Below are 21,816 nucleotides of genomic sequence, written 5' to 3'. Positions count from 1 at the left end.
AAGCTCGTCACTATGAGCAAAATTGATCCCTTGAAATTGAGCAAAATTGGGCAACAGTGGCACAGGAATTCCATATCTCCGTAACCCCCTTAGGAAAACATGATGATTATCTGGTGCGCATCGAACGAGTGGCACCGGGAGTCTCATTGGCAGAAGAACAAGTCAGTTGGCCGGTAGAAGAATGGTTAACCCAGGCCAAGCAACTGATGAATGACCCCCTATTTAGTGTCCTGCAGGGTAGGGCAGCTGGGGTGGATGGCAGTTTGGCCATGCCATCTTGGGGAGAACCGTACTCTCAATCCTCTTTAAACTTAGTTGCCTTGGGTCAGGAGCTATACAATGCCCTATTTAAAGGAAGCTTGCGGGATAGCTGGATGATGGCGCAAGCGATCGCTCAAAATCAACGGTCGGTTTTGCGGCTGCGTCTGGGATTGAAAGGCACAGAATTACCCCGCCTACCTTGGGAAGTCCTCCATGCTGGGGATCGCCCCCTAGCCACAGGAACTGATGTGGCTTTCTCCCGCTACCAGATGACCAAAGGCTTGATTAGACCAGTTCCGAAGCCTTTGTCTCCACCGAATCAACCTCTGAAAATTTTGATGGTGATCGCCGGTCCAAGTGATCAAGAAAGTTTAGAACTCTTACAAGAAGCATCTCACCTCAAAGAAGAACTCCGCCATCTTTCACCCAATGGACCCCCAGCGATTCATCTGACCATTCTGGAACAGCCAGGACGGGAACAGTTAACCCAAGCCCTGGAACAAGGAAAATATCAAGTCTTCCACTATGCTGGTCACTCTAACCTAGGGGAATCAGGTGGTGATGTTTACCTGGTTAGTAAAAAAACTGGTTTGACAGAGACCGTAAGGGGTGATGATCTAGCGGGATTGTTAGTTAATAATGGTGTCCAGCTGGCTGTATTCAACTCCTGTCGTGGTGCTCATACAGCTGTTTCAGATAGCCAGGAAAACGGTAACGATCAAAATCTCGCCCAAGCACTGGTTAAGCGGGGTATTCCTGGTGTTCTAGCCATGGCAGAGCGTATTCCCGATGAGGTAGCCCTGACCCTAACCCGATTATTATACCGTAACATCAACCAGGGTTATCCCATTGACCTAAGCCTCTCGCGAGCTAGACAAGGACTGATTTCTGCTTATGGCTCGAACCAGCTTTATTGGGCATTACCTGTTCTCTATCTGCATCCGGAATTTGATGGTTTCCTGACCAATGATGACCAGAGTTATGACCGAACTCAAATATTTACCCTGCCCGATCCTCATGAGACCTCTGTCGGGTTAGACCCAGAAGAGGCGTTTTTTACGCCACCAACAGAATCTGATCATACCACATTCTCAGAATTTGAGGAAGAGTCAGCTCTTGTCTCTAGGGGAGAAGCTGAGTATGACCATGAAAGTCTCACTGGTGTACCACAGGGTTTAGAATCCCATGAACTAGAAGCAGACGATCCCGCTGCTTTCATTAAGGGATTGCTGGATCAGCTGAATACAGAGGCTCAGGGTGGGGAATCAAAAATAGCAGCATCGAATTTAGAGGGGTTATCGGAAAACCCTTACTCAGACACTGCTCAGAAGAACTTACCAGTCCATACCCCAAGCCAACTCCCTGCTCCTAGGAAAGCTTCAGCCGCAACCCTGACAGCGGCTTTGTCTAGCGATGGTTCAACCCAATTAGCTCCAAAGCCTGAGGATACTACGGCAGAAGTTGAGGCTAAAAAGGTCACTAATCCTAAACAGAAGGGTTCAAGGTTACCAGGTTCACCATTGTGGATCGGACTAGGAGCAACGGGAACTCTTGCCTTAGTACTTTTGGGCGTTTGGTTTTTCCAGAAGCCTCCTGGTTCTGAGGTAGGGACACAATTACCACCAGGTTCGGAGACACCTGGTGATTACCCAACTTTGACAAATGCTAAAACCAACATCGTCACAGCGATCGCAATTGAAGCATTCAGTAAGGGTAATATTATTCGAGGAACCGAAGCTGTAACGGCATTGCTAGACCGGGGTGCATTACCCGATGCTTCTGCTGCCCTTCAGGAAGTTCCCTCAGAACAATTGAATCAGTCAATGGTGAGTTTCTTAAGAGGTCGTCTGGCATGGCAGTCGATCCAGACCCGCTCCGATGAATACAGTCTTGATGATGTCAGACGTTATTGGCAAAGAGCAGTCAAACAAGAACCTGACTCTTGGACTTACCGTAATGCCCTAGGGTTTGCCTATTACGCTGAAGGCAAATACGAGCGAGCTAACCAAGCTTGGTATGACGCATTGTACAGGAGTAGCAACAAGAAATCTACAACAGTTGGATCTGGAAAATCCACCAATTCCCAAAAATTGAATACCTATGCTGGCTTAGCGCTAGGGTCGTGGAAATCGGCTCAAGAACAAAACGGATCTAAGCGGGCGAGTTTGTCCCAACAATCCCTCAAGCTACGGCAACATGTGCTCACCAACGATCCGATTAACTTCCAACCTGATGCCTTGAGCAAGAACTGGCTTTGGTCACAGCAAGCGATTAAAGATTGGCAATCCCTGTTAGAGGTTAGAACTTCTAACAATTGACGGGTTTTGCGTCAACCGTCAAGAGTGAACAAAGGGCAAATTAAGGGCAAATTAAATCACCACTAGCCTCGGCTGATTACTGATCCCGCATCAAGGAAGACAGAGAGCGGCGCTTACGCATATCCATCATGTTGGCAAGAGTCTCGTCTTGAGCATTGGTCTGATCAGTAGGCTCTGGTGGCAAAACCGTTACCTCGGTCTGTTGGTCATCGCTACTGTTTTGTGATGGTGGTAATAATGGTACTGATTTGACTGGTTGTTGTTTGCGAGTCGCCTTACGGCGTCTAGAATTACGGCGTCGCCTTCTACTGCTGACACTAGATGTTATCGGTCTTTTCGGTTTCGTTTTCCGGCTTGAAAATTTTAGAGCCTGAGTAAGCAATAAGCAACCGCTGGCGCAGCCTATAGCAACAACACCAAACAAAGACAGTGGCACAGCCTCTTTTGCCGCTGATGCCCGCAGTTGGGCCAGAGCTGGTTGTGGATTATTGGCTTCTTCTTCAATCGGTCCAGGATCAATCAGACCCATAGTTGCTATGCTACCGGCTAAGACCATAACAACCCAAAGCCCAACCCAAACAGCAATCTGATGATTGTATATTAGCGTTTGGATGGACTGGAAATAATCTTGCTTTTGAGCCTGATGACCAGATGGTTTAGACATCGACGCTCACGATTAGTTAAAAAACACGCTGACGGCATTTTAGCATGGCTAGTCAGTTCGACCAATGTCTTTAAGGAGGTTATTGGTGACACTACAGCGTAAATCCCAGTTTCAAGAGTATTTAACCCCTGAGAGTACTAATGAGACTACTACTGAGATCTCGACTCAAAATCCTACAGATTATGGTGTTAAGTTGATAGACTCATCCTGTTCTCCAATCCCTAAGCATAACCAAAACCATAACCAAGATCACAAGACCTCTCAATCTTGGACAATTGAGAAAAGTGAGGAGCTTTATCAGATCCAAGGCTGGGGAGAACCCTACTTTGCCATTAACACTGCTGGTCATATCATGGTGTCCCCTAAAGGCAATGGGGGCGGCTCGTTGGATTTGTTGGAACTGGTAGAATCCCTGAAGCAGCGCAACTTGGGACTACCATTACTAATCCATTTTTCAGATATTTTGGCAGACCAGATAGAGCAATTAAACGCCTGTTTTGCCCAAGCCATTAGTCGCTACAAATACCCTGGTCGTTACCAGGGAGTGTTTCCAGTTAAATGCAACCAGCATCGACATGTGGTAGAGGATGTCGTGTATTTTGGTCAACCTTATCAATTTGGTTTAGAAGTCGGTTCTAAACCTGAATTGATGATTGCTCTAGCAACATTGCTCACTCCGGATTCCCTAATTATTTGTAACGGCTACAAAGACCGGGAATATCTTGAAACTGCGCTTTTAGCTAGGCGATTGGGACATAATCCGATAATTGTCCTAGAACAGCTAGAGGAAGTGCAGCTAATCATTGAGGTGGCGGCTTCGTTAGGAAGCATCACACCAGTGCTGGGGGTGCGAGCCAAACTGAGTACACAAAGCATGGGTCGTTGGGGAAACTCTGTAGGAGATAAAGCTAAATTTGGTCTGAAAATTCCAGAAATACTCCAAGCCATTGACCAGCTACGGGAGGCTGGGATGCTTGAGTCATTGCAGCTGTTGCACTTCCACATCGGCTCTCAAATCTCTGCCATTAGCGTAATTAAAGATGCTATTCGCGAAGCCAGCCAAATTTATGCTGAGCTGAAGGGATTAGGGGTGAATATGCAGTATCTAGATGTAGGTGGTGGCTTGGCAGTGGATTACGATGGCTCGAAAACGAACTTCCATGCCTCCAAAAACTACAACATGCAGAACTATGCTAATGACATTGTGGCTGCGGTGAAGGATGCTTGTGAGGAACATCAAATTCCAGCACCAACACTGATTAGTGAAAGTGGTCGTGCGATCGCATCCCATCAATCAGTCCTGATCTTTGATGTTTTGAGTACCAGTGATGTCGAATCTCAATCCCCTCCACTGACAACGGAACAAGACCATCTAATTATTCGGAATCTTTGGGAAACTTACTGTACTATCGACCTTGAGAACTACCAGGAAGCCTATCATGATGCCATCGAGCTTAACCAAGAAGCAAAAAGCCTGTTTAGTTTAGGCTATCTGAGCATTACTCAGCGGGCTAAAGCCGAGCAGCTTTATTGGGCGTGCTGTCAGAAGATTCGGGAAATTATCAGGACACAAGACTATGTTCCCGATGATCTAGCAGACCTGGAAACGATCATGGCATCAATTTACTATGTCAACCTATCAGTCTTCCAATCAGTGCCAGATTGCTGGGGAATTAACCAGCTATTTCCGATTATGCCCATTCATCGGTTGGATGAAGAACCAACCCAAAGGGCTATCCTGGCTGACCTTACCTGCGATAGTGATGGTAAGATTGACCAATTTATTGACCTGCGGGATGTTAAATCGTTGCTGGAACTACATCCTTTGCGCAAAGCCGAGGAGCCAGAGAGAATTTCCAATTCCAAATCCCAAATCCCAAATCCCAAATCCAAAGAACCCTACTATTTGGGTTTCTTCCTAGTCGGTGCCTACCAAGAGATTATGGGGAATTTACACAATCTTTTTGGTGATAGTAATGCAGTTCACATCAAATTAAGCCCCAGAGGGTATGAAATTGAACACGTGGTTAAGGGAGATACAATCACGGAAGTTTTGGGTTATGTGCAGTATGATGCTGAAGATTTGGTGGAAGGTATGCGCCGCCTCACAGAACAGGCGTTGCAACAGAACCGAATTACTTTGGCAGAATCTCAACGGCTGCTGCAAAATTATGAGCGGAGTTTGAGGAGTTATACCTATTTGAGTTCCTAAGCTCAGGAGTTACCCAGTAACTCGAATTGTTGGGTTTCCTACAACTTATAGGGTTTGGTGCTCAGTTTTCGGTAAGTTCTGCTGAAGAAAAGCATTTCATTGTACTCCCTACAGCCAAAGCGATGGATATATGATTGATGGCACAGACAAGCGCTAAGGTAATCTTTGCCATGAATCCTGAACCATGAACCTTGACAATAAACAATGTTTATCTTTAAGTTAGAACCGTCGTGAAGTGCAAGTTTTATCGAGTGATTTGACTAACATGCCCACCAAAGAAAATCGCTTTTTGCAAGGGCGTAAAATCGCTCCGGGTCCGATTACGGCAGGAATCCCAATCACAGAGTTGATCGACCAGACGTTTCTAGCCTACAATTCCGGTCGATTACGAGAAGGCTGCCAATTATTGGTAGAGCGGATGTTGCAGCCCAACGTAACGGTGGGTTTAAGTTTGACAGGAGCATTAACCCCCGCAGGCTTAGGAATGGCCGCAGTTATCCCATTGATGGAGGCAGGGTTTGTCGATTGGATAGTATCTACGGGAGCCAATCTCTACCACGACGCTCACTTTGGCATCGGATTGGAACTCCATCAAGGGCGGCACGATATTAGTGATGTGGTATTGCAGAAAGAAGGAGTTGTCCGGATCTATGACATTTTCTTCGATTATGACGTGCTGCTATCAACGGATAAGTTCTTTCGTCAGATCATTGAACAGCCTGAGTTTAAGGATCAAATGGGAACGGCAGAGTTTCACTACCTCTGCGGTAAGTACATTGCTGCACGGGAGCAGACATTGGCACTGGAAAACCAATCCCTGCTGGCGGCAGCTTATCGGTTAGGAGTCCCTATCTATACCTCCAGTCCTGGAGATAGTTCGATTGGGATGAATTTAGCAGCGCTAGGGTTGCAGGGCACCGGACCAGTCATTGATGTGTCCTTGGATGTGAATGAAACCGCAGCAATTGTGCTGGCAGCTAAAAACAATGGGGGAGCCAGTGGGATTTGGATCTTGGGAGGTGGCTCGCCGAAAAATTTCATGTTGCAGACGGAACCGTATCTTCAAGAAGTCTTGGGTATTGATGAGAAGGGGCATGATTACTTTCTTCAGGTAACTGATGCCCGCCCAGACACAGGGGGTTTGTCAGGAGCAACTCCATCGGAGGCGGTCTCTTGGTGCAAGCTTGATCCACAAAAGTTATCAGAAACAGTAGTGGTTTATTGCGACTCGACTATTGCTATGCCCCTACTGACAGCTTACTGCCTAGCTAAGGTAGCGCCTCGTCCTCTAAAACGCCTCTATGACCAACGGAAAACCTTACTGGAGCAGTTGCAAGAGGCACATTTGGCTACCCAATCTACAGCAGTCAGGTGAATTAGGATTTATGGGAACAGCGGATCTCGGAACAGGGAACTTTAGGAAAGAGCGATGCATCACTACTCCCTACTCCCTACTCCCTACTCCCTAAAACCTAGAACTTTTTACCTGACCCAATTGATAACTGCTATAAAGTATTCCTATACCTAGTTAAACAGGCAAGCTTGTACAAAATTCTAGCGCCAACATTACCATCCCACTCATCCCCAGAGTCTCCAGGAGCAACTTCGCACAGATCAAAACCAATAATAGTTTTTCCAGCTTTGACTAGCGATCGCACTAAATACATTGCCTCGTTATATTCCAATCCTCCCGGCACAGGAGTACCTGTATTGGGACAATAAGAGGGGTTTAATCCGTCAATGTCAAAGCTAATATAAACTTTATTCGGTAAATTAGCAATAATTTCCTGGCACTGGGCTGCCCAGGTTATACCTTCGTAAGCGTTAGCTTTGAGCTGCCAGTCATCAAACACTACAATCCGGCGATCGCTATGAGCCCAAGACATTTCCTCTTGACAAACATCTCGGATGCCAACCTGAACTAAACGATTAATCTGAGGTAGGGTCAGAGCATTGTACATGATCGAGGCATGGGAGTAAGTAAACCCTTCATAGGCTTGCCGGAGATCGGCATGGGCATCAATTTGTAAAATGCCGTATTCCTCGTGTTGCTGTGTTAGGGCTTTCATTAACCCAAAAGGAACACTGTGATCGCCACCGACGATGGCAACCAACTTGCCTTGCTCCAGCAGTTCCAGTGCCTGAGTGTAAACCCAGTTGTTGAGTGCAGCACAGGCTTGATTAACGATGGCTAACTGTTTTGCGATCGCATCATCATCCACATTGCCACCAGCTTCTAAATACTGAATAATCTCTTTAGCTATCAACCTCATGGCACTATTTTGGTCTTGGATAGCTGAGTTAATCGGTATAGTTCCACAACTTGTTTGCCAAGCTTGGGGTACATCAAAGTCGTACCAATCTAACTGTACGGAAGCTTGTATTATCCCTTGGGGACCGTTTGCTGCGCCCTCTCGGTAAGATGTGGTCACGTCCCAAGGAACAGGCAGAAACACGATTGATGCCTCTTCAACCGAATAGGGCAAGCCAAAGAAGCAGCCATTGGGCACAGTAATCTCATTAGGATTAAAAGTGGCTTGATTCATGAGCCCTTGGTTAATTTTTCCTATTCTACCCGAACCTCGTCCCTACGGGAATCCTGGTATTAGGGATTAGCAATGCTTAGATTAGGCACACTTACATTAGGTACTAAAACCCTTAACCCAAGCCCTAACCCCTAATCCCTAACACTATTACCATCAAAACTAAATTGAAAAATTACTAGCACTATGGTAGATATCAAAGAAATTCCCCTAGAGCAAATCCGCCGTCCTCTACCACGACAAAATGATCCAAACAAGGTGGCGGCGCTAATGGAATCAATTGCCAAAGAGGGTTTGCTCGAACCCATTGATGTGTTAGAAGTAGATGGGCAATACTATGGTTTTTCCGGTTGCCACCGTTACGAAGCACACCAGCGTTTAGGAAAAAAAACCATTAAGTGCCGCGTGCGTCGCGCTCCTCGGTCGGTCTTAAAACGGCATTTAGCGTGAAAATTAGCAATTTTGGGACAAAAATAGGTTCATACCTTGGGTGAATTCCCAAGTAAACCCTAATTGCTTAAAGTTAAGGTGTTTAAAGCTTACGGTCACCACTAGTTTTTGCTAGGAACCTTGAGGAGAATACTATGGCAACGATTGTACCTGTCAATATTGGTATTGATGAACAAGACCGCAAAGAGATTGCTGAGGGATTGTCTCGTCTGCTAGCGGACACTTATACCCTATACCTGAAGACCCATGCTTTCCACTGGAATGTTACCGGACCAATGTTCAACTCCCTACACCTGATGTTTGAGCAACAGTACAATGAGTTGGCTTTAGCAGTGGATGCGGTAGCAGAGCGGATTCGTACCCTAGGCTATCCTGCTCCTGGCAGCTACAGTCAATATGCGCAATTATCGTCCATCCCAGAAACCAGCGATGTTCCGGATGCTGAGGAAATGGTGCGCTTGCTAGTGGAAGCCAATGAGGCAGTGGTACGAACTGCACGGTCTGTTTTCCCAGCCGCTGAACGTGCTAACGATGAGTCTACAGCTGACCTGTTGACCGAACGAATGAGCATACACGAAAAAACGGCTTGGATGCTGCGCAGTATTTTAAAATAAGCTTGTAATTATGTACATAGATCCCCCCTAGCCCCCCTTAAAAAAGGGGGGAATTAGATTCAAAAGTCTCCCTTTTTTAAGGGAAACGGGGGATCTGAATCAGGGATTAACAAAATTGACATGCTCCCAATATGAAGGATGAAATAGTTCAATTTATCGGTTGTTCAACAACTGGTATGTTTTGCTCTATATGTATTCATCCCTAACTATTTATCTTTGTTCCTTTCTCTTTCATACTTTATCCTTTAGGTGAAGCGGTCAATACTTAGGAATTGGACTGAAAAACAATTGGAGCGCTAAAGTGTTCCTGATCAAACGAAGTAACTGCCTTGGGTAATCGAAGAGTAAATCTACTACCAACACCTCGTTCGCTGTATACTTGTAAGCTACCGTGGTGGGCTTGAGCGATCGCATAAGCAATTGCCAGCCCTAATCCGGAACCTCCTGTGTGACGAGAGCGATCGCAATTTACCCGATAAAAGCGATCAAAAATTCGCCCTTGGTCTTCTGGGGCAATACCAATCCCCGTATCTTCTACCTGGATCACCGCCTGTTGGTCGCTCTTGTCTAAAATAACAGTTACTTTACCACCCACAGGGGTGTATTGGATACCATTAATAATTAAATTAGAAACTAAGCGATAAAGCTGCTCAGAATGACCCACAACCTCCAGAGGAGTTTGCACTCGCACCGAAGATGTCAACGTAATCTCGGCAGCGATTGCCAAGGCTGCTAATTCCTCAACTAAATCGCTAACTAGGTCATTGAGACAGCATGTCTGGTTACCCACAGATGCCGGTTGTCTATCTAAGCGAGACAACAACAACAAATCCGCAACTAACTGACTCAGCCGCTGATTTTGACGTTCAACAATTTCCAGAATGTTTCGTGCTTCTTGTTGATCCAAGCTGGGCATCAAAAGTGCTGACTCAACCGTTGCCAGTGTGGCAGCTATCGGTGTCCGTAGCTCGTGGGCAGCATCGGCGGTAAACTGTTGAATCTGTCTGTAGGATTGGTAAATAGGTTGCATCGCCAACCCTGCTAACCACCAACTGCCACTGCCCACTAAGATCATTGCCATTGGCAGACCTAATCCCAAGATTAATTTTACCGTATTGAGGTAGTTGTTGAGGTATTGGAGAGAGTGCCCCACCTGCAAATATCCCCAATCCCGCTGATCTTGAGTATGTAGCGATAGAGAAATTTGGTGATAGGAGTTGCCCTTACCATCGGAAATGGTTTGCCAAGGTGCTTGATTAAACACCTGGGGTAATCCCTCTGGGTAACTTCCTGCAACGGCAATTAAACGTCCTGAGGTATCAAATAGGCGGATGTAGTAGTGACCTTGGCTAAGAGCACTGAGGATGTGGCGCTGGGAACTCACCAGTGGTTTAGAACAGTTAACTCCAACGATACACAGATTCGGTAAAAGTTCCCCAATTATCGGCTCTACCTGTCCAGGTTCCTTGAGTTTCCATTCGAGACTATCATGGAGTGTCCCCGCAACGGATTTTAACTCCCGGTCTGAAGTGACTAAATGGGTATGAACGATCGCTCTGTAAACACCAAATCCCAACAGGCTCAAAATAAACCCCATGACGATGGCATAGGAAAGTGCTAATTTCCCACGAGTCTGGTTAAATAGCTTATTTCGATTCATTATTTTTTCAAATTGAGACGATATCCCAAACCATGCACAGTTTCAATCGGAATCCTGGAGTTGATTGATTCAAGTTTCCGACGTAGCAGGCGCATTTGAGCTGCCACTACGTTACTAATCGGTTCTGCATTCACTTCCCAAAGTTGATTGCGAATTTGGTTGGTGGTCATCACCTGATTCGGATGCTTCATGAAATACTCTAAGAGCTGGAATTCTTTATTCGTGAGTGGAATGTCGAGTTTCTCACCGTTAGCAGCAAGACGATGAACCGTTCGGTTACCATAGTCTAAAATAAGCTCACCCACCTGGAGTTGTTGGGGCTGGAGTAGGGGTGTTCGCCGGTGCAAGGCTCTAACTCTTGCTAGCAACTCTGCCATTCGGAACGGTTTCACTAAATAGTCATCGGCTCCCGTATCCAAACCCATCACTCTATCTTCCAAGCGGTCTTTTGCCGTTAGCATCAAAATAGGTAAGGGATTATTACGATAGCGTAACTGACGCAGTAACTCTAGTCCCGATAGCCCTGGCAGCAACCAGTCGAAGATAGCTAGGGTATATTGGGTTTCGTGGTTATTTAAATAACCCCAAGCGTCAGTGCCGTTAACAACCAAGTCCACCACGTACTTCTCTATATTCAACGCTCGCTTAATTGCAGCACCCAAGTCTGGCTCATCTTCAACTAGCAGTACTCTCATCTGTCTTTTCCCGCTGGATACTTTGTCTATAGTAGCGATATGCGGGAAAGAAAGCGGGGCAACGCCTAACTTTCCTTGGATAAATTAGCTTAAAGCTGCACGAACCTATAGCTAATGTATGTCAATCCTAATTATAAAACATAGATTGATATAAATATATGTAATCAAAATGAAATTGTGACAGCCATTAACAAATATCAAAAAATCAATTTCCGGCGTTGCTGATTTTGGGTATGGTTTCGCCCCCCTAGCCCCCCAATTCTGGGGGGAACAAAACTATCAAAGTCCCCCAAATTTGGGGGATTTAGGGGGCTTTAACAAAACCAGGTGATCGCGCATTCATTCCTTAATTCAGCAACGCCCAATTTCCTACTCTCAGAAGCTGAAGGCTTACCAAAGTCCTAAAAAAAATAATTTCATTGATACCTAACATTTCATCCTGATTTCATATTTGCTTGTGATACTTAATCAAGACGACAGCAAATGACCATCCTGACATCTTAGGTGTCTGGGTGGAGGCTATGGTGACTACTTGCACCCTCTGCTGAGCATAAAAAGCACTGATCCATTATGCACAAGACAGAAACAATCCTGGCTTCAACGTTTACCTTTTTGCTGGTGATAGCGATCGCACCAGTTGCTGTTTTCGCCCATGCCGGGCATGGCAATGAGTTCCAAAGCGGAACCGAAGCCACCAGCAATCCCGAAGGAATTAAGGTAGATGCCACCACCGCTAGTCAAATTGGGATTAAACTCCAATCCGTCTCTAGGCAGTTTTTGGATATTGGGATTAAAACCACCGGGCAAATTGAAACCCAGCCCAACCAACAGGCGCAAGTAACAGCGCCGATTCCCGGTACAGTTGCTAAACTTTTGGTCAAACCAGGTCAGAGGGTCAAAAAAGGTCAAGCGGTTGCTGTCATCTCTAGCTTGGAGTTAATTGAATTGCGGGTTGAGTCTCTCGACAGACTGACTGAAGCTAAGGCAACATTGGGAGAAGCTGAGGCAAATCTCGAACTAGCTAGGGAAAATTTAGAACGTCAGCGTCAAATTGCTGCTGCTGAAATCGATGAAGCTGAAACTCAGCTAGCAGTAGCCCAAGAAGAGTACGATAAAGACCTAGCATTAGCAATCGAAGGTGCTCTGGCTCGACGTCAGATGCTAGAGTCGAAAACTAAGCTAGCAGAGGCTAAAACCTTACTGAAAAGAGCATTTAGCCGTCGGGAAGTTCTGGAAGCAGAAGCAGAACTAAAACGGGCTCAAACAGCGGTTAAGGCTGCCAAATCTCGGGTTCAACTGAGCGATACTACCTACAAAACCCGACTGCAACAACTTAGTAATTCTGCTAATGAGCAAGGAAAGGTAACGGTGCTTGCTCCAATTTCCGGTACAGTAGCGCAGTGGCAAGTAACCTTGGGTGAATCCTTTGAAGACGCAGGTGGGCAACTGATGACGATTGTTAACAATAATCAAGTCTGGGCAACTGCTAATATTTATGAAAAAGACTTATACAAGGTAAAAATAGGCCAAGAGGTCAGATTAGAAGTTTCTAGTCTGCCTAATCAGACTTTTATAGGTCAAGTTAGCCAAATCGACCCGATAGTGGCAGGTCAGACACGAGTAGTGCCAGTGAGGGTAAGGTTGGATAATCCTGGAGGGCAACTAAAACCAGGAATGTTTACTCAATTAAAGATTTTTACTGATAAAACCAGTGTAGCTACTTTAGCGATTCCTCAAGATGCTTTGGTGGATGCTAATGGTAAGCAACTGGTTTATGTAGAAAATGGTCAGAACTTCTATGAACCTGTAGAACTTACTCTCGGTTCAACTTTTGGGGATTTGGTGGAAGTCAAGAATGGTTTATTTGAAGGTGACCAGATTGTGGCTGAAGGGGGGGTGATGTTGTACGCCCAATCCTTAAGGGGTGGCTCTAAAGCTGATCACCATGAACATGATCATGAACATGACCAGGAAGGGCATAATCATCAGGCAACATCCACTAACCTTAATGTTGCTAGCCTACCCTGGTGGTGGGTTTTTCCTGTAGGAGGGGTGATTACAGCTGGTGCTTTTATGGTGGGACGCCGCACTGCTTCACAATCAAGACCAGCACCTATAGAAATTTCAGATGAACCGACCAATAATAACTATCATTCCACTGCTGATGTAAAAGCAAATGGGCAGAGCAATGCAGATGGCTATTTAGATTCAGCTATTCCTAATAGTTTCGCAAACAAGCAATAATCAGCAAGACTATAGGTAAGACCAAAATGCTCAACTCCATCCTGAAGTGGTCTATTGCTCGACGCTGGCTAGTTGTAATTGGCGCTATCATCGTCACAGTTTGGGGATTTCGCATTGTTTCCCAAATGCCCTTAGATGTATTTCCCAATTTTGCTCCTCCCCAAGTTGAAATTCAAACGGAAGCACCGGGATTGGCTCCAGAAGAAGTGGAATCTTTAGTCACAATGCCTGTCGAAAGTGCGATCAATGGCATTCCTGGATTGACTACAGTACGCTCGTCTTCGGGAGTAGGCATTTCCGTAGTAAAAGTTATCTTCAAATGGGATACTAATATCTATCAAGCTCGCCAGTTAGTAACTGAACGGTTACAACAAGCTGCTGCCAGATTACCCGAAGGAGTAGAATCACCGCAAATTTCTCCCCTTTCCTCCCCCATTGGAACCATTCTCTCCTACGCTTTTACCATCGACGAAGATGTAGAGACGCCAGATGTCCCCTCTAAAATTGACCTAATGGCTGTGCGTCGATTGGTTGATCGAGATATTACCAACCAATTATTGGCCGTAGCAGGGGTAACTCAGGTAATTGCCTATGGGGGAGATGTGCGTCAGTATCAGGTACTGGTTGACCCTGCCAAGTTAACCGCTTTTGATGTTTCCTTAGCAGAAGTTACCGAAGCAGCAGCAGCAGCAAATACTAATGCGGCGGGTGGCTTTCTGATTAGTCCAGACAAGGAACTATTAATTCGAGGCATTGGACGAGTTGAGTCAATCGAGGATTTAGAACAATCGGTGGTAGTAGCACGTAATGGCACACCAGTGCTGCTTTCTGATCTCGCTGATGTCCGCATTGGTGCTGCCTTGAAGCGGGGTGATGGTAGCTTGGATGGGAAAAAAGCGATTGTGGTGCTAGTTAACAAACAGCCCCTGGTTGATACTCCTACTGTTACTAAAGCTGTAGAAGCAGCAATGGAGGAAATTAAAGGGGGTTTGCCGGAGAATGTCAAGGTTACTGTTACGTTCCGCCAGTCCGATTTTATTGATTCCTCAATTAAAAATGTCAGGAATGCCCTACGCGATGGCATCATCATTGTTTCTATTATTCTGTTTCTGTTCTTGATGAACTGGCGCACTGCCATTATTACCCTCAGCGCCATTCCTCTGTCTTTGCTGATTGGGATGATGCTACTCAATCTCTTTGGTTTGGGAATTAATACCATGACTCTGGGAGGACTAGCTGTAGCAATTGGCTCAGTGGTGGATGACTCAATTGTGGACATGGAAAATTGCTACCGGGGATTACGAAAAAATCAGCAAGCAGGAAATCCTATCAACCCTTTACAGGTGGTTTATAACACTTCAGTGGAAGTGCGAGTGAGTGTGCTGTTTTCTACAGTAATTATTGCTGTAGTCTTCGCACCAATTTTTACCCTTACTGGTGTTGAAGGTCGTATCTTTGCACCGATGGGAGTAGCCTATCTAGTGTCAATTTTTGCCTCTACATTTGTAGCCCTGACCCTGAGTCCAGCTTTGTGTGCTTTCTTGCTTGCTACTGTACAGTTACCAGAAGAAGAAACTTGGGTAGCGCGGTTTTCCAAGAAACTATATCAGCCATTAATTCGATTTTCTATTCATGCTCCCAGTCTAGTTTTGCTAACAGCAGTAGCAGGGTTTGTCGCTTCTATAATTATTTTTACCTCTCTAGGACGAGTCTTCTTACCAGAGTTTCAGGAGCGATCGCTTGTCAATGCTTTCACTCTCTATCCCGGTGTCTCTCTGGACATGACGAATCGCGCTGGTTCAGCCATGCAGCTAGCTCTTCAAGATGACCCCCGGTTTGACTCAGTGCAGTTACGTTCAGGTCGTGCTCCCGGTGATGCTGATGCTGGTAGTGTTACTCTGGGCCATTTGGATGTGGAAATTTCAGAGGAGGGGATGAAAGACCGAAAAGCAACAATTGAGAAACTCCGTGAGGAATTTGCTAAGTTACCGGGGGTAGCCCCTAGTATTGGTGGTTTTATTTCCCACCGCATGGATGAAGTCCTCTCAGGAGTCAGGAGTGCGATCGCAGTCAAAATTTTTGGTCCGGAACTTTCGGAATTACGAACTATTGGTGCTCAAGTTCGAGATGGGATGCAAGATATTCCTGGTGTGGTGGATCTAATTCTTGAACCCCAAATTCCGATCAAACAGGTGCAAATTACGTTTGACCGCGCTGCTGCTGCTCGTTATGGTCTTAGTGTTGGTCAGCTTTCAGAAATTGTTGAAACTGCTCTCAATGGTAGAGTTGTCTCGCAAGTACTGGAAGAGCAACAGTTATTTGATTTAGTAGTATGGTTGAAAGCCGAATACCGCAATAATCTTAATACCATTAGCAACCTGCTAGTTGACACTCCCACGGGTACTAAGATTCCTCTTGCCCAAGTTGCTCAGATTAGTTATGGTAAGGGACCCAACACCATCAACCGCGAAAATGTTTCTCGTCTGATTGTGGTCTCAGCTAACGTTGCTGATCGAGATTTAGGTAGTGTAGTTGAAGAGATTCAAGCCAAAGTCAAGGAGAAAGTACAATTACCTTCCGGTTACTTTATCCAATATGGAGGACAGTTTGAATCAGAACAACGAGCATCTCAAAATTTACTAGTATTCGGTACTCTGGCACTGATTGTGATTGCTGTTTTAATGTACTTTGCTGTCAAGTCAATTTCAGCAACAGTAATGATTATGCTCAATCTGCCTCTAGCATTAACTGGGGGAATTTTTTCCGTTGCCCTCGGTGGTGGTATTCTCTCTGTTGCTTCCATGGTAGGGTTTATCACTCTTTTTGGTGTTGCTACCCGCAATGGTTTACTTCTGGTAGATAATTACAACAATAAATTGGCTCAGGGAATGCCTTTAAAGCAAGTAATTATGGACGGTTCAACGGAACGATTAGTGGCAATTTTAATGACGGCTTTGACTTCAGCGTTAGGGATGGTTCCTCTCGTAATTGGCACGGGGGCAGGGAAAGAAATTTTACAGCCATTGGCAATAGTTGTGCTGGGAGGATTGTTTACGTCTACAGCTTTAACCTTATTGGTATTACCAGCTTTGTATGCTCAGTTTGGTCGCTTTTTCAGATCTAAACCAATCACTCCAGAGATTTCACCTGAAGAATTAAATTCATCTTTTAAAAGTGGTTCAGTGGTGGGTCAATAGTGACAGGGAGCAGGGAGCAGGGAGCAGGGAGCAGGGAGCAGGGAGCAGGGAGCAGAAAAGATTGTCTAATTTATAGCTATAAAAAATGCTATAGTCAGTGTACATTTTTTTACTCAATATTAAAAAAAAATACTTTTAAAGGAGTAAAAGTATGGGTTCGTGGTTGCGGTCAAGTTTAATTGTTATCTCTAGTGTGGGATTGATGTTTATAGCATCCTGCGGGAATAGTACACAGGATACTAATAAAACTACTTCTTCAGAGACAACTGCAAAAACTAATGAAGTTCACTCTTCCAATGATGGTCACAATCACTCCCACACTAATGGTGATGGTTACTCCCAAGGTGGTCAAGTGATTGAATCTGGCTCTTATCATTTAGAGTTGTTACCTATTGTAGAAAAACAGGGAATTCACTTAGACTTTTTTCTACAAAAGGGAGAGGAACACAAAAGTGTATCTAATGCTAAAGTCAAGGCTCAAATCCAGTTACCAAATGGTGAGCAAAAGAATCTAGATTTCAGTTATGATAAGGCTGGTAAACATTACGCCGCTTTTTTACCAGGGAAAGCAACTGGGGAATATAAGGTAGTTATTCAGACTGATATTAACGGTAAAAAAGTCAACGGTCGCTTTTCCTTTAAACAATAAATTTTGAATAACTTTTGTGGGTAAAGAAATCATGAATCGTTTGGTTAGCGCATTACTAGTTAGTTCTACTTTATTTCTGGCTCAAAGTTGTTCAACACTAGGGCAATCTGGAGATGCATCTGTTGAGGGAGATAAACACCATGGTCACCATAATCACAATGAGCATGGTCATAACCATGGTAGCCATGGTCACGGAAATAAACCATCTGTAAATACTAAAGCTATACTAACGACTCCCTCAACAATTAATTTAGATAAACCAAATAATTTGGTAATTGATATTCAAGACTCTGAGGGAAATGCTGTTCCTGATTTTGAGGTTTTCCAAGAGAAATTAATGCATTTAATTGTAGTCAGTGATGATCTTGATTTTTACGATCATATTCATCCTGATTATAAAGGAAATGGACGCTTTGAAGTTGAAGCTAATTTTCCTAAACCTGGTGATTATACTCTTTTTAGCGATTACAAACCAACCGGAAAACCAGAGCGAGTTTCGGTAGTAAAAGTAAAAGCACCAGGAACTAGTTCATCTATAACTGAGATAGAAATTAAAAATGCAAAAGTCTTTGGCAAGACCAAGGTTGAGCTGAGTTTTGATAAACCCAAAGTTCAGGCTAATGAAGAAGTGATGATTAGCTTTAACTTAAAGAATGCTGCTAATAATAATCCGGTGAATGATTTACAACCTTATTTGGGAGAAGCTGGTCATTTAGTAATTGTTAAAAAATCAGAATCTATAACAGCATCTGATTACATTCATGCTCACGCACTTCCAGGTAAAACTACTGAACCGATACGTTTTGCTACCCAATTTCCTGAAAAAGGCACATATAAAGTGTGGGGTCAATTTAAGCGTAATGGTGAGATTGTAACGGCTGATTTCTGGGTAAATGCACTTTGAGCAAATATCTAATTTGGTCAGCAGTCAGCACTCAGCCTTTGGCCAGGGCTGATAGCTGATAGCTGATCGCACTTACCAAGAATCACAATCAGGGATATGATGATTACTCTATTGGAGTTGATCAGATTTATACATCTTCTCCTGTTATCCTTTATCCTTGATAAGTCAGCCTGGAAATGACCGAGTCTTCCTATCCCAATTACAGTGAACAGTTGCGACAACTTATGGCAAAAGTGGATATTCCTAGTTTTAGGCAACTAAGTCTCAGAGCTGATGTTTCGGAGTTGCAACTGAGGCGTTTGCGGAAAGGTCAGGTGTCGCAGATGCAGGTAAAAACGCTGCTGAAACTTGCTCAAGCGTTGCAGGTGTCGGTGAATCAGTTACTGGTTATGTTTTTGCCAGATTCTGTTTCTACGTTACAGCAGGAAGACTCAACATTCAAGCAGGAGTACCAGCGTCTGGAACAGCAGTTGGAACAGCAGCGCGAGACTTTAATGCAAGAGTTTCAGCAATCTAGTTTACAAGTGCTAGAATCCTGGCTAGTGCAATGGCCCACTGCTGCTTATGCGGCACAACAGAATGAGCAGTTACCAGCTGTGAGATTATTGCCCCTGGTAAAGCCAGTGGAACAGTTGCTAGAAAAATGGGGTGTGGAAGCGATCGCATCTGTGGGGGACGAACTCCCTTACGATCCACAACAACACCAACTCATGTCAGGCACTGCTCAACCAGGTGATCAGGTTAGGGTACGTTACACTGGCTACCGCATTGGTGATAAGTTGCTGCATCGTGCTAAAGTTAGTCCAGCTAATATAGCAAAGGGAGTAGGGAGTAGGGAGTAGGGAGTAGGGAAGAGGGAATAAAAATTATCACAATTACTACACGGATTGCTATAGTAGTAAATTAACAATTAATTAAATTTAGTCATTATAAAATTGTTAATTTCTAGTTTAGATTTTCCATTAACAATTTTATATTTTATATTTGTCAGCTGTTTCTTTTAAGCTGATGTTAATTTAAATTGGTTATTACCTGTTCCCTGTTCCCTGTTCCCTGTTTCTTTTGAGTAATTTAGATATCCCAATCTAAATACTGAACAGCTTAATTAACTGCTTTGATACCATTAAGACGCCCATCTTCCATATTAACAATCCGGTCAGCAATATCGAGAATTCGATTGTCGTGAGTAACCAGTAAAATTGTACATCCTTGTTCTTTAGCTAACTGCTGCATTAAATCCACCACTTCACGACCGGATTTACTGTCTAGTGCTGCTGTTGGTTCATCTGCTAAGAGTATCTTGGGATTACCCACTAAAGCACGAGCGATCGCGACTCGTTGTTTTTGTCCTCCAGAAAGTTTATCTGGGTAGTAATTCACCCACTGACCTAACCCCACTGCTTCTAATATAGCTACTGATTTAGTAATAGCATCTTTAGTAGAAAGTTCTGGGTGTAGTTCTGCTGACATTTGCACATTTTGGCGAGCTGTTAAACTCTTGAGTAAGTTATGAGCCTGGAAAATATAGCCAATATGACGCCGCACTGCTATCAAGCGACTTTTATTGGCTCCCAGCAGTTGTTCTCCTAGGATTTTGAGACTACCAGATTGAGGCGATCGCAATCCTCCGATTAGGGTTAGTAATGTCGTCTTACCCGATCCCGAAGGACCAGTCATCAACACAATTTCTCCTTGGTGGATGTCTAGGTCAATATCAAACAAAACCTGTTTCCGTAGAAAACCCTTACCAAAGTAATGGTTGAGATGCTTAATGGATACAACTGGTTCGTCCACCATGACAGTTTTCGTTCCTACCTAGTTATTGGTTATTGATTATATAGCTGTTTTTCAGCTAGTAAAGTACAAGTTTTTGGCTTTTAGGGAGCAGGGAGCAGGGAGCAGGGAGCAGGGAGCAAGGAGCAGGGAGCAGGGAGCAGTAAAGTCGGAAGAGGAAAGAGGTAATTTTTTTTTTGTACTTCATTAGGGTAAAAAGCACTATATAGGGATCCGTGTAGGAATTGTTATAATTTTTGATGCCATATTCCCTACTCCCTACTCCCTGTTCCCTGTTCCCTGTTCCCTGTTCCCTTTTTTATTAGCAATAGTTTAAAAAATATCAGCGGGATCGGCTGCTTGGAGTTTCCCAATCGCGATCGCACCGGAAATACAACACATGATAATCGTCAGAATCAACACTGTTACTGCCCTAGCTAGACTCATGGCTATGGGTAAACTGGTAGCATTTTTCGTTAAACTATACAACCCTAAGGCTAGTCCATATCCAGGAAAATAACCTAAAATTGCCAGAATTATAGCTTCTTGAAAAACGACAATCAATAGATAGCTGGTTTTATAACCCATGGCTTTAAGGGTAGCATACTCAGGCAAATGATCCGCGACATCAGTATATAGAATTTGATAAACAATCACTGTACCCACGATAAATCCCATCGCGCTACCGAGGGTAAAAATAAAGCCAATAGCTGTACTGCTTTGCCAGTAAGCTTTCTCCCAATTAACAAACTCTTCCTTGGATAAAACTAGAACATCCTTGGAAAGTTCGCGCCTCATCTTCTCTACAACTATCTCCACATCTAACCCTGGTTCTAATTCAATCAAACCGATATCAATCAGTCCTCTATGGCGGTCAGGGAAAAGGCGGAAAAAGTTTAAATCACTGGTGATCACATTTCCATCTGCTGCAAAGGAAGCCCCTAGGGTGAATAAGCCTCCTACTCGAATGCGACGTTCTTTGACTTCAGTGGTTATCTCTTTGCCCTGATTAAACTCTTCCGCAATAGGTCCATATTCAGGTCTGGAGCTGTCATCGAACAAAACGACATCTGGCATTTTAATTGTATCCAGATTGCTGGTTACTCCAGATAAATTGAAGACGTTGTCAGTAGGATTAAACCCAATCACAAGCACACTACGAGTTTCACGGGTTTGAGGATTTTTCCAGAGACCAAAGTCCATATATATCCCACGAATCGATTTGACCCCATCAAATGCAATACTTTGATACAACCTGCGACTAGGAAAACTTTTCATAGCGATTGTTGCTTGGGACTGGGGACTAATCAAAAAAATGTCACCTTGTATGCTATTATGTAGTGTCACATTACTGGCAAACAGGGCATCCCGAAAACCCATTTGCATAAACATTAAAATATCGGCAAAAGCAATTCCTGCCAGTGCCACCAGCAGACGCATTTTTTCATGGCTCAATTGTAACCATGCTAAAGGTATTTTCATGATTGATAGTTACTAGTTAATGACCATTTTTGAATTCAAAATTAAAAATTAAAAATGAATAGCCTTATACTTTGTAAGTGTTTCCACCGGATACAAGCCCACGAATTAATTTATAGGTTAGTTTTTAATTTTGAATTGATAATTTTTAAT

18 protein-coding genes are annotated in these 21,816 nt (G+C 44.2%); 10 read left to right on the top strand and 8 right to left on the bottom strand.

What is annotated here, in order from left to right:
• The first annotated feature begins 56 nt into the window (after positions 1-56).
• Positions 57-2,579: a CHAT domain-containing protein gene (locus F6K51_RS03400; protein WP_293018071.1), complete on the top strand. Its 2,523-nt coding sequence runs from the start codon at positions 57-59 to the stop codon at positions 2,577-2,579.
• Positions 2,580-2,655: 76 nt separating this feature from the next.
• Here F6K51_RS03400 and F6K51_RS03395 read toward each other — a convergent pair whose 3' ends face one another.
• Positions 2,656-3,243 carry a hypothetical protein gene (locus F6K51_RS03395; protein WP_293018070.1) on the bottom strand — a complete coding sequence of 196 codons (588 nt, stop codon included), beginning with the start codon at positions 3,241-3,243 and terminating at the stop codon, positions 2,656-2,658.
• A gap of 64 nt (positions 3,244-3,307) precedes the next feature.
• Between F6K51_RS03395 and speA the strand changes: the two genes are divergently transcribed.
• Both speA and speY read left to right on the top strand, forming a co-directional pair.
• Positions 3,308-5,455 (top strand): biosynthetic arginine decarboxylase, encoded by a 2,148-nt coding sequence (gene speA / locus F6K51_RS03390; RefSeq protein WP_293018068.1) that lies wholly within the window; start codon positions 3,308-3,310, stop codon positions 5,453-5,455.
• Between the two features lie 265 nt (positions 5,456-5,720).
• Positions 5,721-6,830: a deoxyhypusine synthase gene (gene speY, locus F6K51_RS03385; RefSeq protein ID WP_293018066.1), complete on the top strand. Its 1,110-nt coding sequence runs from the start codon at positions 5,721-5,723 to the stop codon at positions 6,828-6,830.
• Between the two features lie 130 nt (positions 6,831-6,960).
• On the opposite strand, the gene F6K51_RS03380 is transcribed toward speY, so the two are convergent.
• A complete protein-coding gene (locus F6K51_RS03380) occupies positions 6,961-8,001 on the bottom strand; it encodes an agmatinase family protein (RefSeq protein WP_293018065.1) in 1,041 nt (346 codons plus the stop codon).
• Positions 8,002-8,184: 183 nt separating this feature from the next.
• On the opposite strand from F6K51_RS03380, the gene F6K51_RS03375 reads away from it, so the two are divergent.
• Positions 8,185-8,448 carry a sulfiredoxin gene (locus F6K51_RS03375; protein ID WP_075895955.1) on the top strand — a complete coding sequence of 88 codons (264 nt, stop codon included), beginning with the start codon at positions 8,185-8,187 and terminating at the stop codon, positions 8,446-8,448.
• 134 nt (positions 8,449-8,582) lie between these two features.
• Positions 8,583-9,062, top strand: coding sequence for a Dps family protein (locus tag F6K51_RS03370; protein WP_293018063.1), 480 nt, complete (start codon positions 8,583-8,585; stop codon positions 9,060-9,062).
• A gap of 265 nt (positions 9,063-9,327) precedes the next feature.
• Here F6K51_RS03370 and rppB read toward each other — a convergent pair whose 3' ends face one another.
• Together rppB and rppA are read right to left on the bottom strand one after the other, a co-directional pair.
• Positions 9,328-10,722, bottom strand: a complete 1,395-nt coding sequence (gene rppB, locus F6K51_RS03365) for a two-component system sensor histidine kinase RppB (protein ID WP_293018061.1) — start codon at positions 10,720-10,722, stop codon at positions 9,328-9,330.
• Positions 10,722-11,417: a two-component system response regulator RppA gene (rppA, locus tag F6K51_RS03360; RefSeq protein WP_293018059.1), complete on the bottom strand. Its 696-nt coding sequence runs from the start codon at positions 11,415-11,417 to the stop codon at positions 10,722-10,724. Before rppA ends, rppB begins: the two co-directional genes overlap by 1 nt.
• Before the next feature lie 570 nt (positions 11,418-11,987).
• On the opposite strand from rppA, the gene F6K51_RS03355 reads away from it, so the two are divergent.
• Positions 11,988-13,661, top strand: a complete 1,674-nt coding sequence (locus F6K51_RS03355) for an efflux RND transporter periplasmic adaptor subunit (RefSeq protein WP_293018057.1) — start codon at positions 11,988-11,990, stop codon at positions 13,659-13,661.
• Positions 13,662-13,687: 26 nt separating this feature from the next.
• Entirely contained in the window at positions 13,688-16,858 is a 3,171-nt protein-coding gene (locus tag F6K51_RS03350; protein WP_293018055.1) for an efflux RND transporter permease subunit, read from the top strand.
• Here F6K51_RS03350 and F6K51_RS03345 read toward each other — a convergent pair.
• Entirely contained in the window at positions 16,841-16,963 is a 123-nt protein-coding gene (locus F6K51_RS03345; protein WP_293018053.1) for a hypothetical protein, read from the bottom strand. The two genes, F6K51_RS03350 and F6K51_RS03345, sit on opposite strands and share 18 nt — an antisense overlap.
• A 46-nt stretch (positions 16,964-17,009) precedes the next feature.
• Between F6K51_RS03345 and F6K51_RS03340 the strand changes: the two genes are divergently transcribed.
• The 3 genes from F6K51_RS03340 to grpE all read left to right on the top strand — a co-directional run bounded on the left by F6K51_RS03340 (position 17,010) and on the right by grpE (position 19,253).
• Entirely contained in the window at positions 17,010-17,507 is a 498-nt protein-coding gene (locus F6K51_RS03340) for a hypothetical protein (protein WP_293018051.1), read from the top strand.
• A 16-nt stretch (positions 17,508-17,523) separates the two neighbouring features.
• Positions 17,524-18,411, top strand: a complete 888-nt coding sequence (locus tag F6K51_RS03335) for a hypothetical protein (protein ID WP_293018049.1) — start codon at positions 17,524-17,526, stop codon at positions 18,409-18,411.
• Positions 18,412-18,587: 176 nt separating this feature from the next.
• Positions 18,588-19,253: a nucleotide exchange factor GrpE gene (gene grpE / locus F6K51_RS03330; RefSeq protein ID WP_293018047.1), complete on the top strand. Its 666-nt coding sequence runs from the start codon at positions 18,588-18,590 to the stop codon at positions 19,251-19,253.
• 259 nt (positions 19,254-19,512) lie between these two features.
• Here the strand turns inward: grpE and F6K51_RS03325 are convergent, their stop codons facing one another.
• The 3 genes from F6K51_RS03325 to devC all read right to left on the bottom strand — a co-directional run bounded on the left by F6K51_RS03325 (position 19,513) and on the right by devC (position 21,666).
• A complete protein-coding gene (locus tag F6K51_RS03325; RefSeq protein ID WP_293018045.1) occupies positions 19,513-20,208 on the bottom strand; it encodes a DevA family ABC transporter ATP-binding protein in 696 nt (231 codons plus the stop codon).
• Between the two features lie 55 nt (positions 20,209-20,263).
• A complete protein-coding gene (locus F6K51_RS03320; protein WP_293018043.1) occupies positions 20,264-20,392 on the bottom strand; it encodes a hypothetical protein in 129 nt (42 codons plus the stop codon).
• Positions 20,393-20,517: 125 nt separating this feature from the next.
• A complete protein-coding gene (gene devC, locus F6K51_RS03315; RefSeq protein WP_293018041.1) occupies positions 20,518-21,666 on the bottom strand; it encodes an ABC transporter permease DevC in 1,149 nt (382 codons plus the stop codon).
• Positions 21,667-21,816: the final 150 nt, after the last annotated feature.

The organism is Moorena sp. SIO3I8 (genome assembly GCF_010692325.1).
GTDB lineage: Bacteria > Cyanobacteriota > Cyanobacteriia > Cyanobacteriales > Coleofasciculaceae > Moorena.
This window is presented reverse-complemented; position numbering and strand designations above follow the sequence as displayed.

Excerpts from the sequence above, each read along its gene's own strand:
- F6K51_RS03395 (WP_293018070.1), bottom strand. The coding sequence starts at position 3,243 with ATGTCTAAACCATCTGGTCATCAGGCTCAAAAGCAAGATTATTTCCAG.
- speA (WP_293018068.1), top strand. The coding sequence starts at position 3,308 with ATGTCTTTAAGGAGGTTATTGGTGACACTACAGCGTAAATCCCAGTTT.
- speY (WP_293018066.1), top strand. The coding sequence starts at position 5,721 with ATGCCCACCAAAGAAAATCGCTTTTTGCAAGGGCGTAAAATCGCTCCG.
- F6K51_RS03380 (WP_293018065.1), bottom strand. The coding sequence starts at position 8,001 with ATGAATCAAGCCACTTTTAATCCTAATGAGATTACTGTGCCCAATGGC.
- F6K51_RS03375 (WP_075895955.1), top strand. The coding sequence starts at position 8,185 with ATGGTAGATATCAAAGAAATTCCCCTAGAGCAAATCCGCCGTCCTCTA.
- F6K51_RS03370 (WP_293018063.1), top strand. The coding sequence starts at position 8,583 with ATGGCAACGATTGTACCTGTCAATATTGGTATTGATGAACAAGACCGC.
- rppB (WP_293018061.1), bottom strand. The coding sequence starts at position 10,722 with ATGAATCGAAATAAGCTATTTAACCAGACTCGTGGGAAATTAGCACTT.
- rppA (WP_293018059.1), bottom strand. The coding sequence starts at position 11,417 with ATGAGAGTACTGCTAGTTGAAGATGAGCCAGACTTGGGTGCTGCAATT.
- F6K51_RS03355 (WP_293018057.1), top strand. The coding sequence starts at position 11,988 with ATGCACAAGACAGAAACAATCCTGGCTTCAACGTTTACCTTTTTGCTG.
- F6K51_RS03350 (WP_293018055.1), top strand. The coding sequence starts at position 13,688 with ATGCTCAACTCCATCCTGAAGTGGTCTATTGCTCGACGCTGGCTAGTT.
- F6K51_RS03345 (WP_293018053.1), bottom strand. The coding sequence starts at position 16,963 with ATGTACACTGACTATAGCATTTTTTATAGCTATAAATTAGACAATCTT.
- F6K51_RS03340 (WP_293018051.1), top strand. The coding sequence starts at position 17,010 with ATGGGTTCGTGGTTGCGGTCAAGTTTAATTGTTATCTCTAGTGTGGGA.
- grpE (WP_293018047.1), top strand. The coding sequence starts at position 18,588 with ATGACCGAGTCTTCCTATCCCAATTACAGTGAACAGTTGCGACAACTT.
- F6K51_RS03325 (WP_293018045.1), bottom strand. The coding sequence starts at position 20,208 with ATGGTGGACGAACCAGTTGTATCCATTAAGCATCTCAACCATTACTTT.
- F6K51_RS03320 (WP_293018043.1), bottom strand. The coding sequence starts at position 20,392 with ATGAAGTACAAAAAAAAAATTACCTCTTTCCTCTTCCGACTTTACTGC.
- devC (WP_293018041.1), bottom strand. The coding sequence starts at position 21,666 with ATGAAAATACCTTTAGCATGGTTACAATTGAGCCATGAAAAAATGCGT.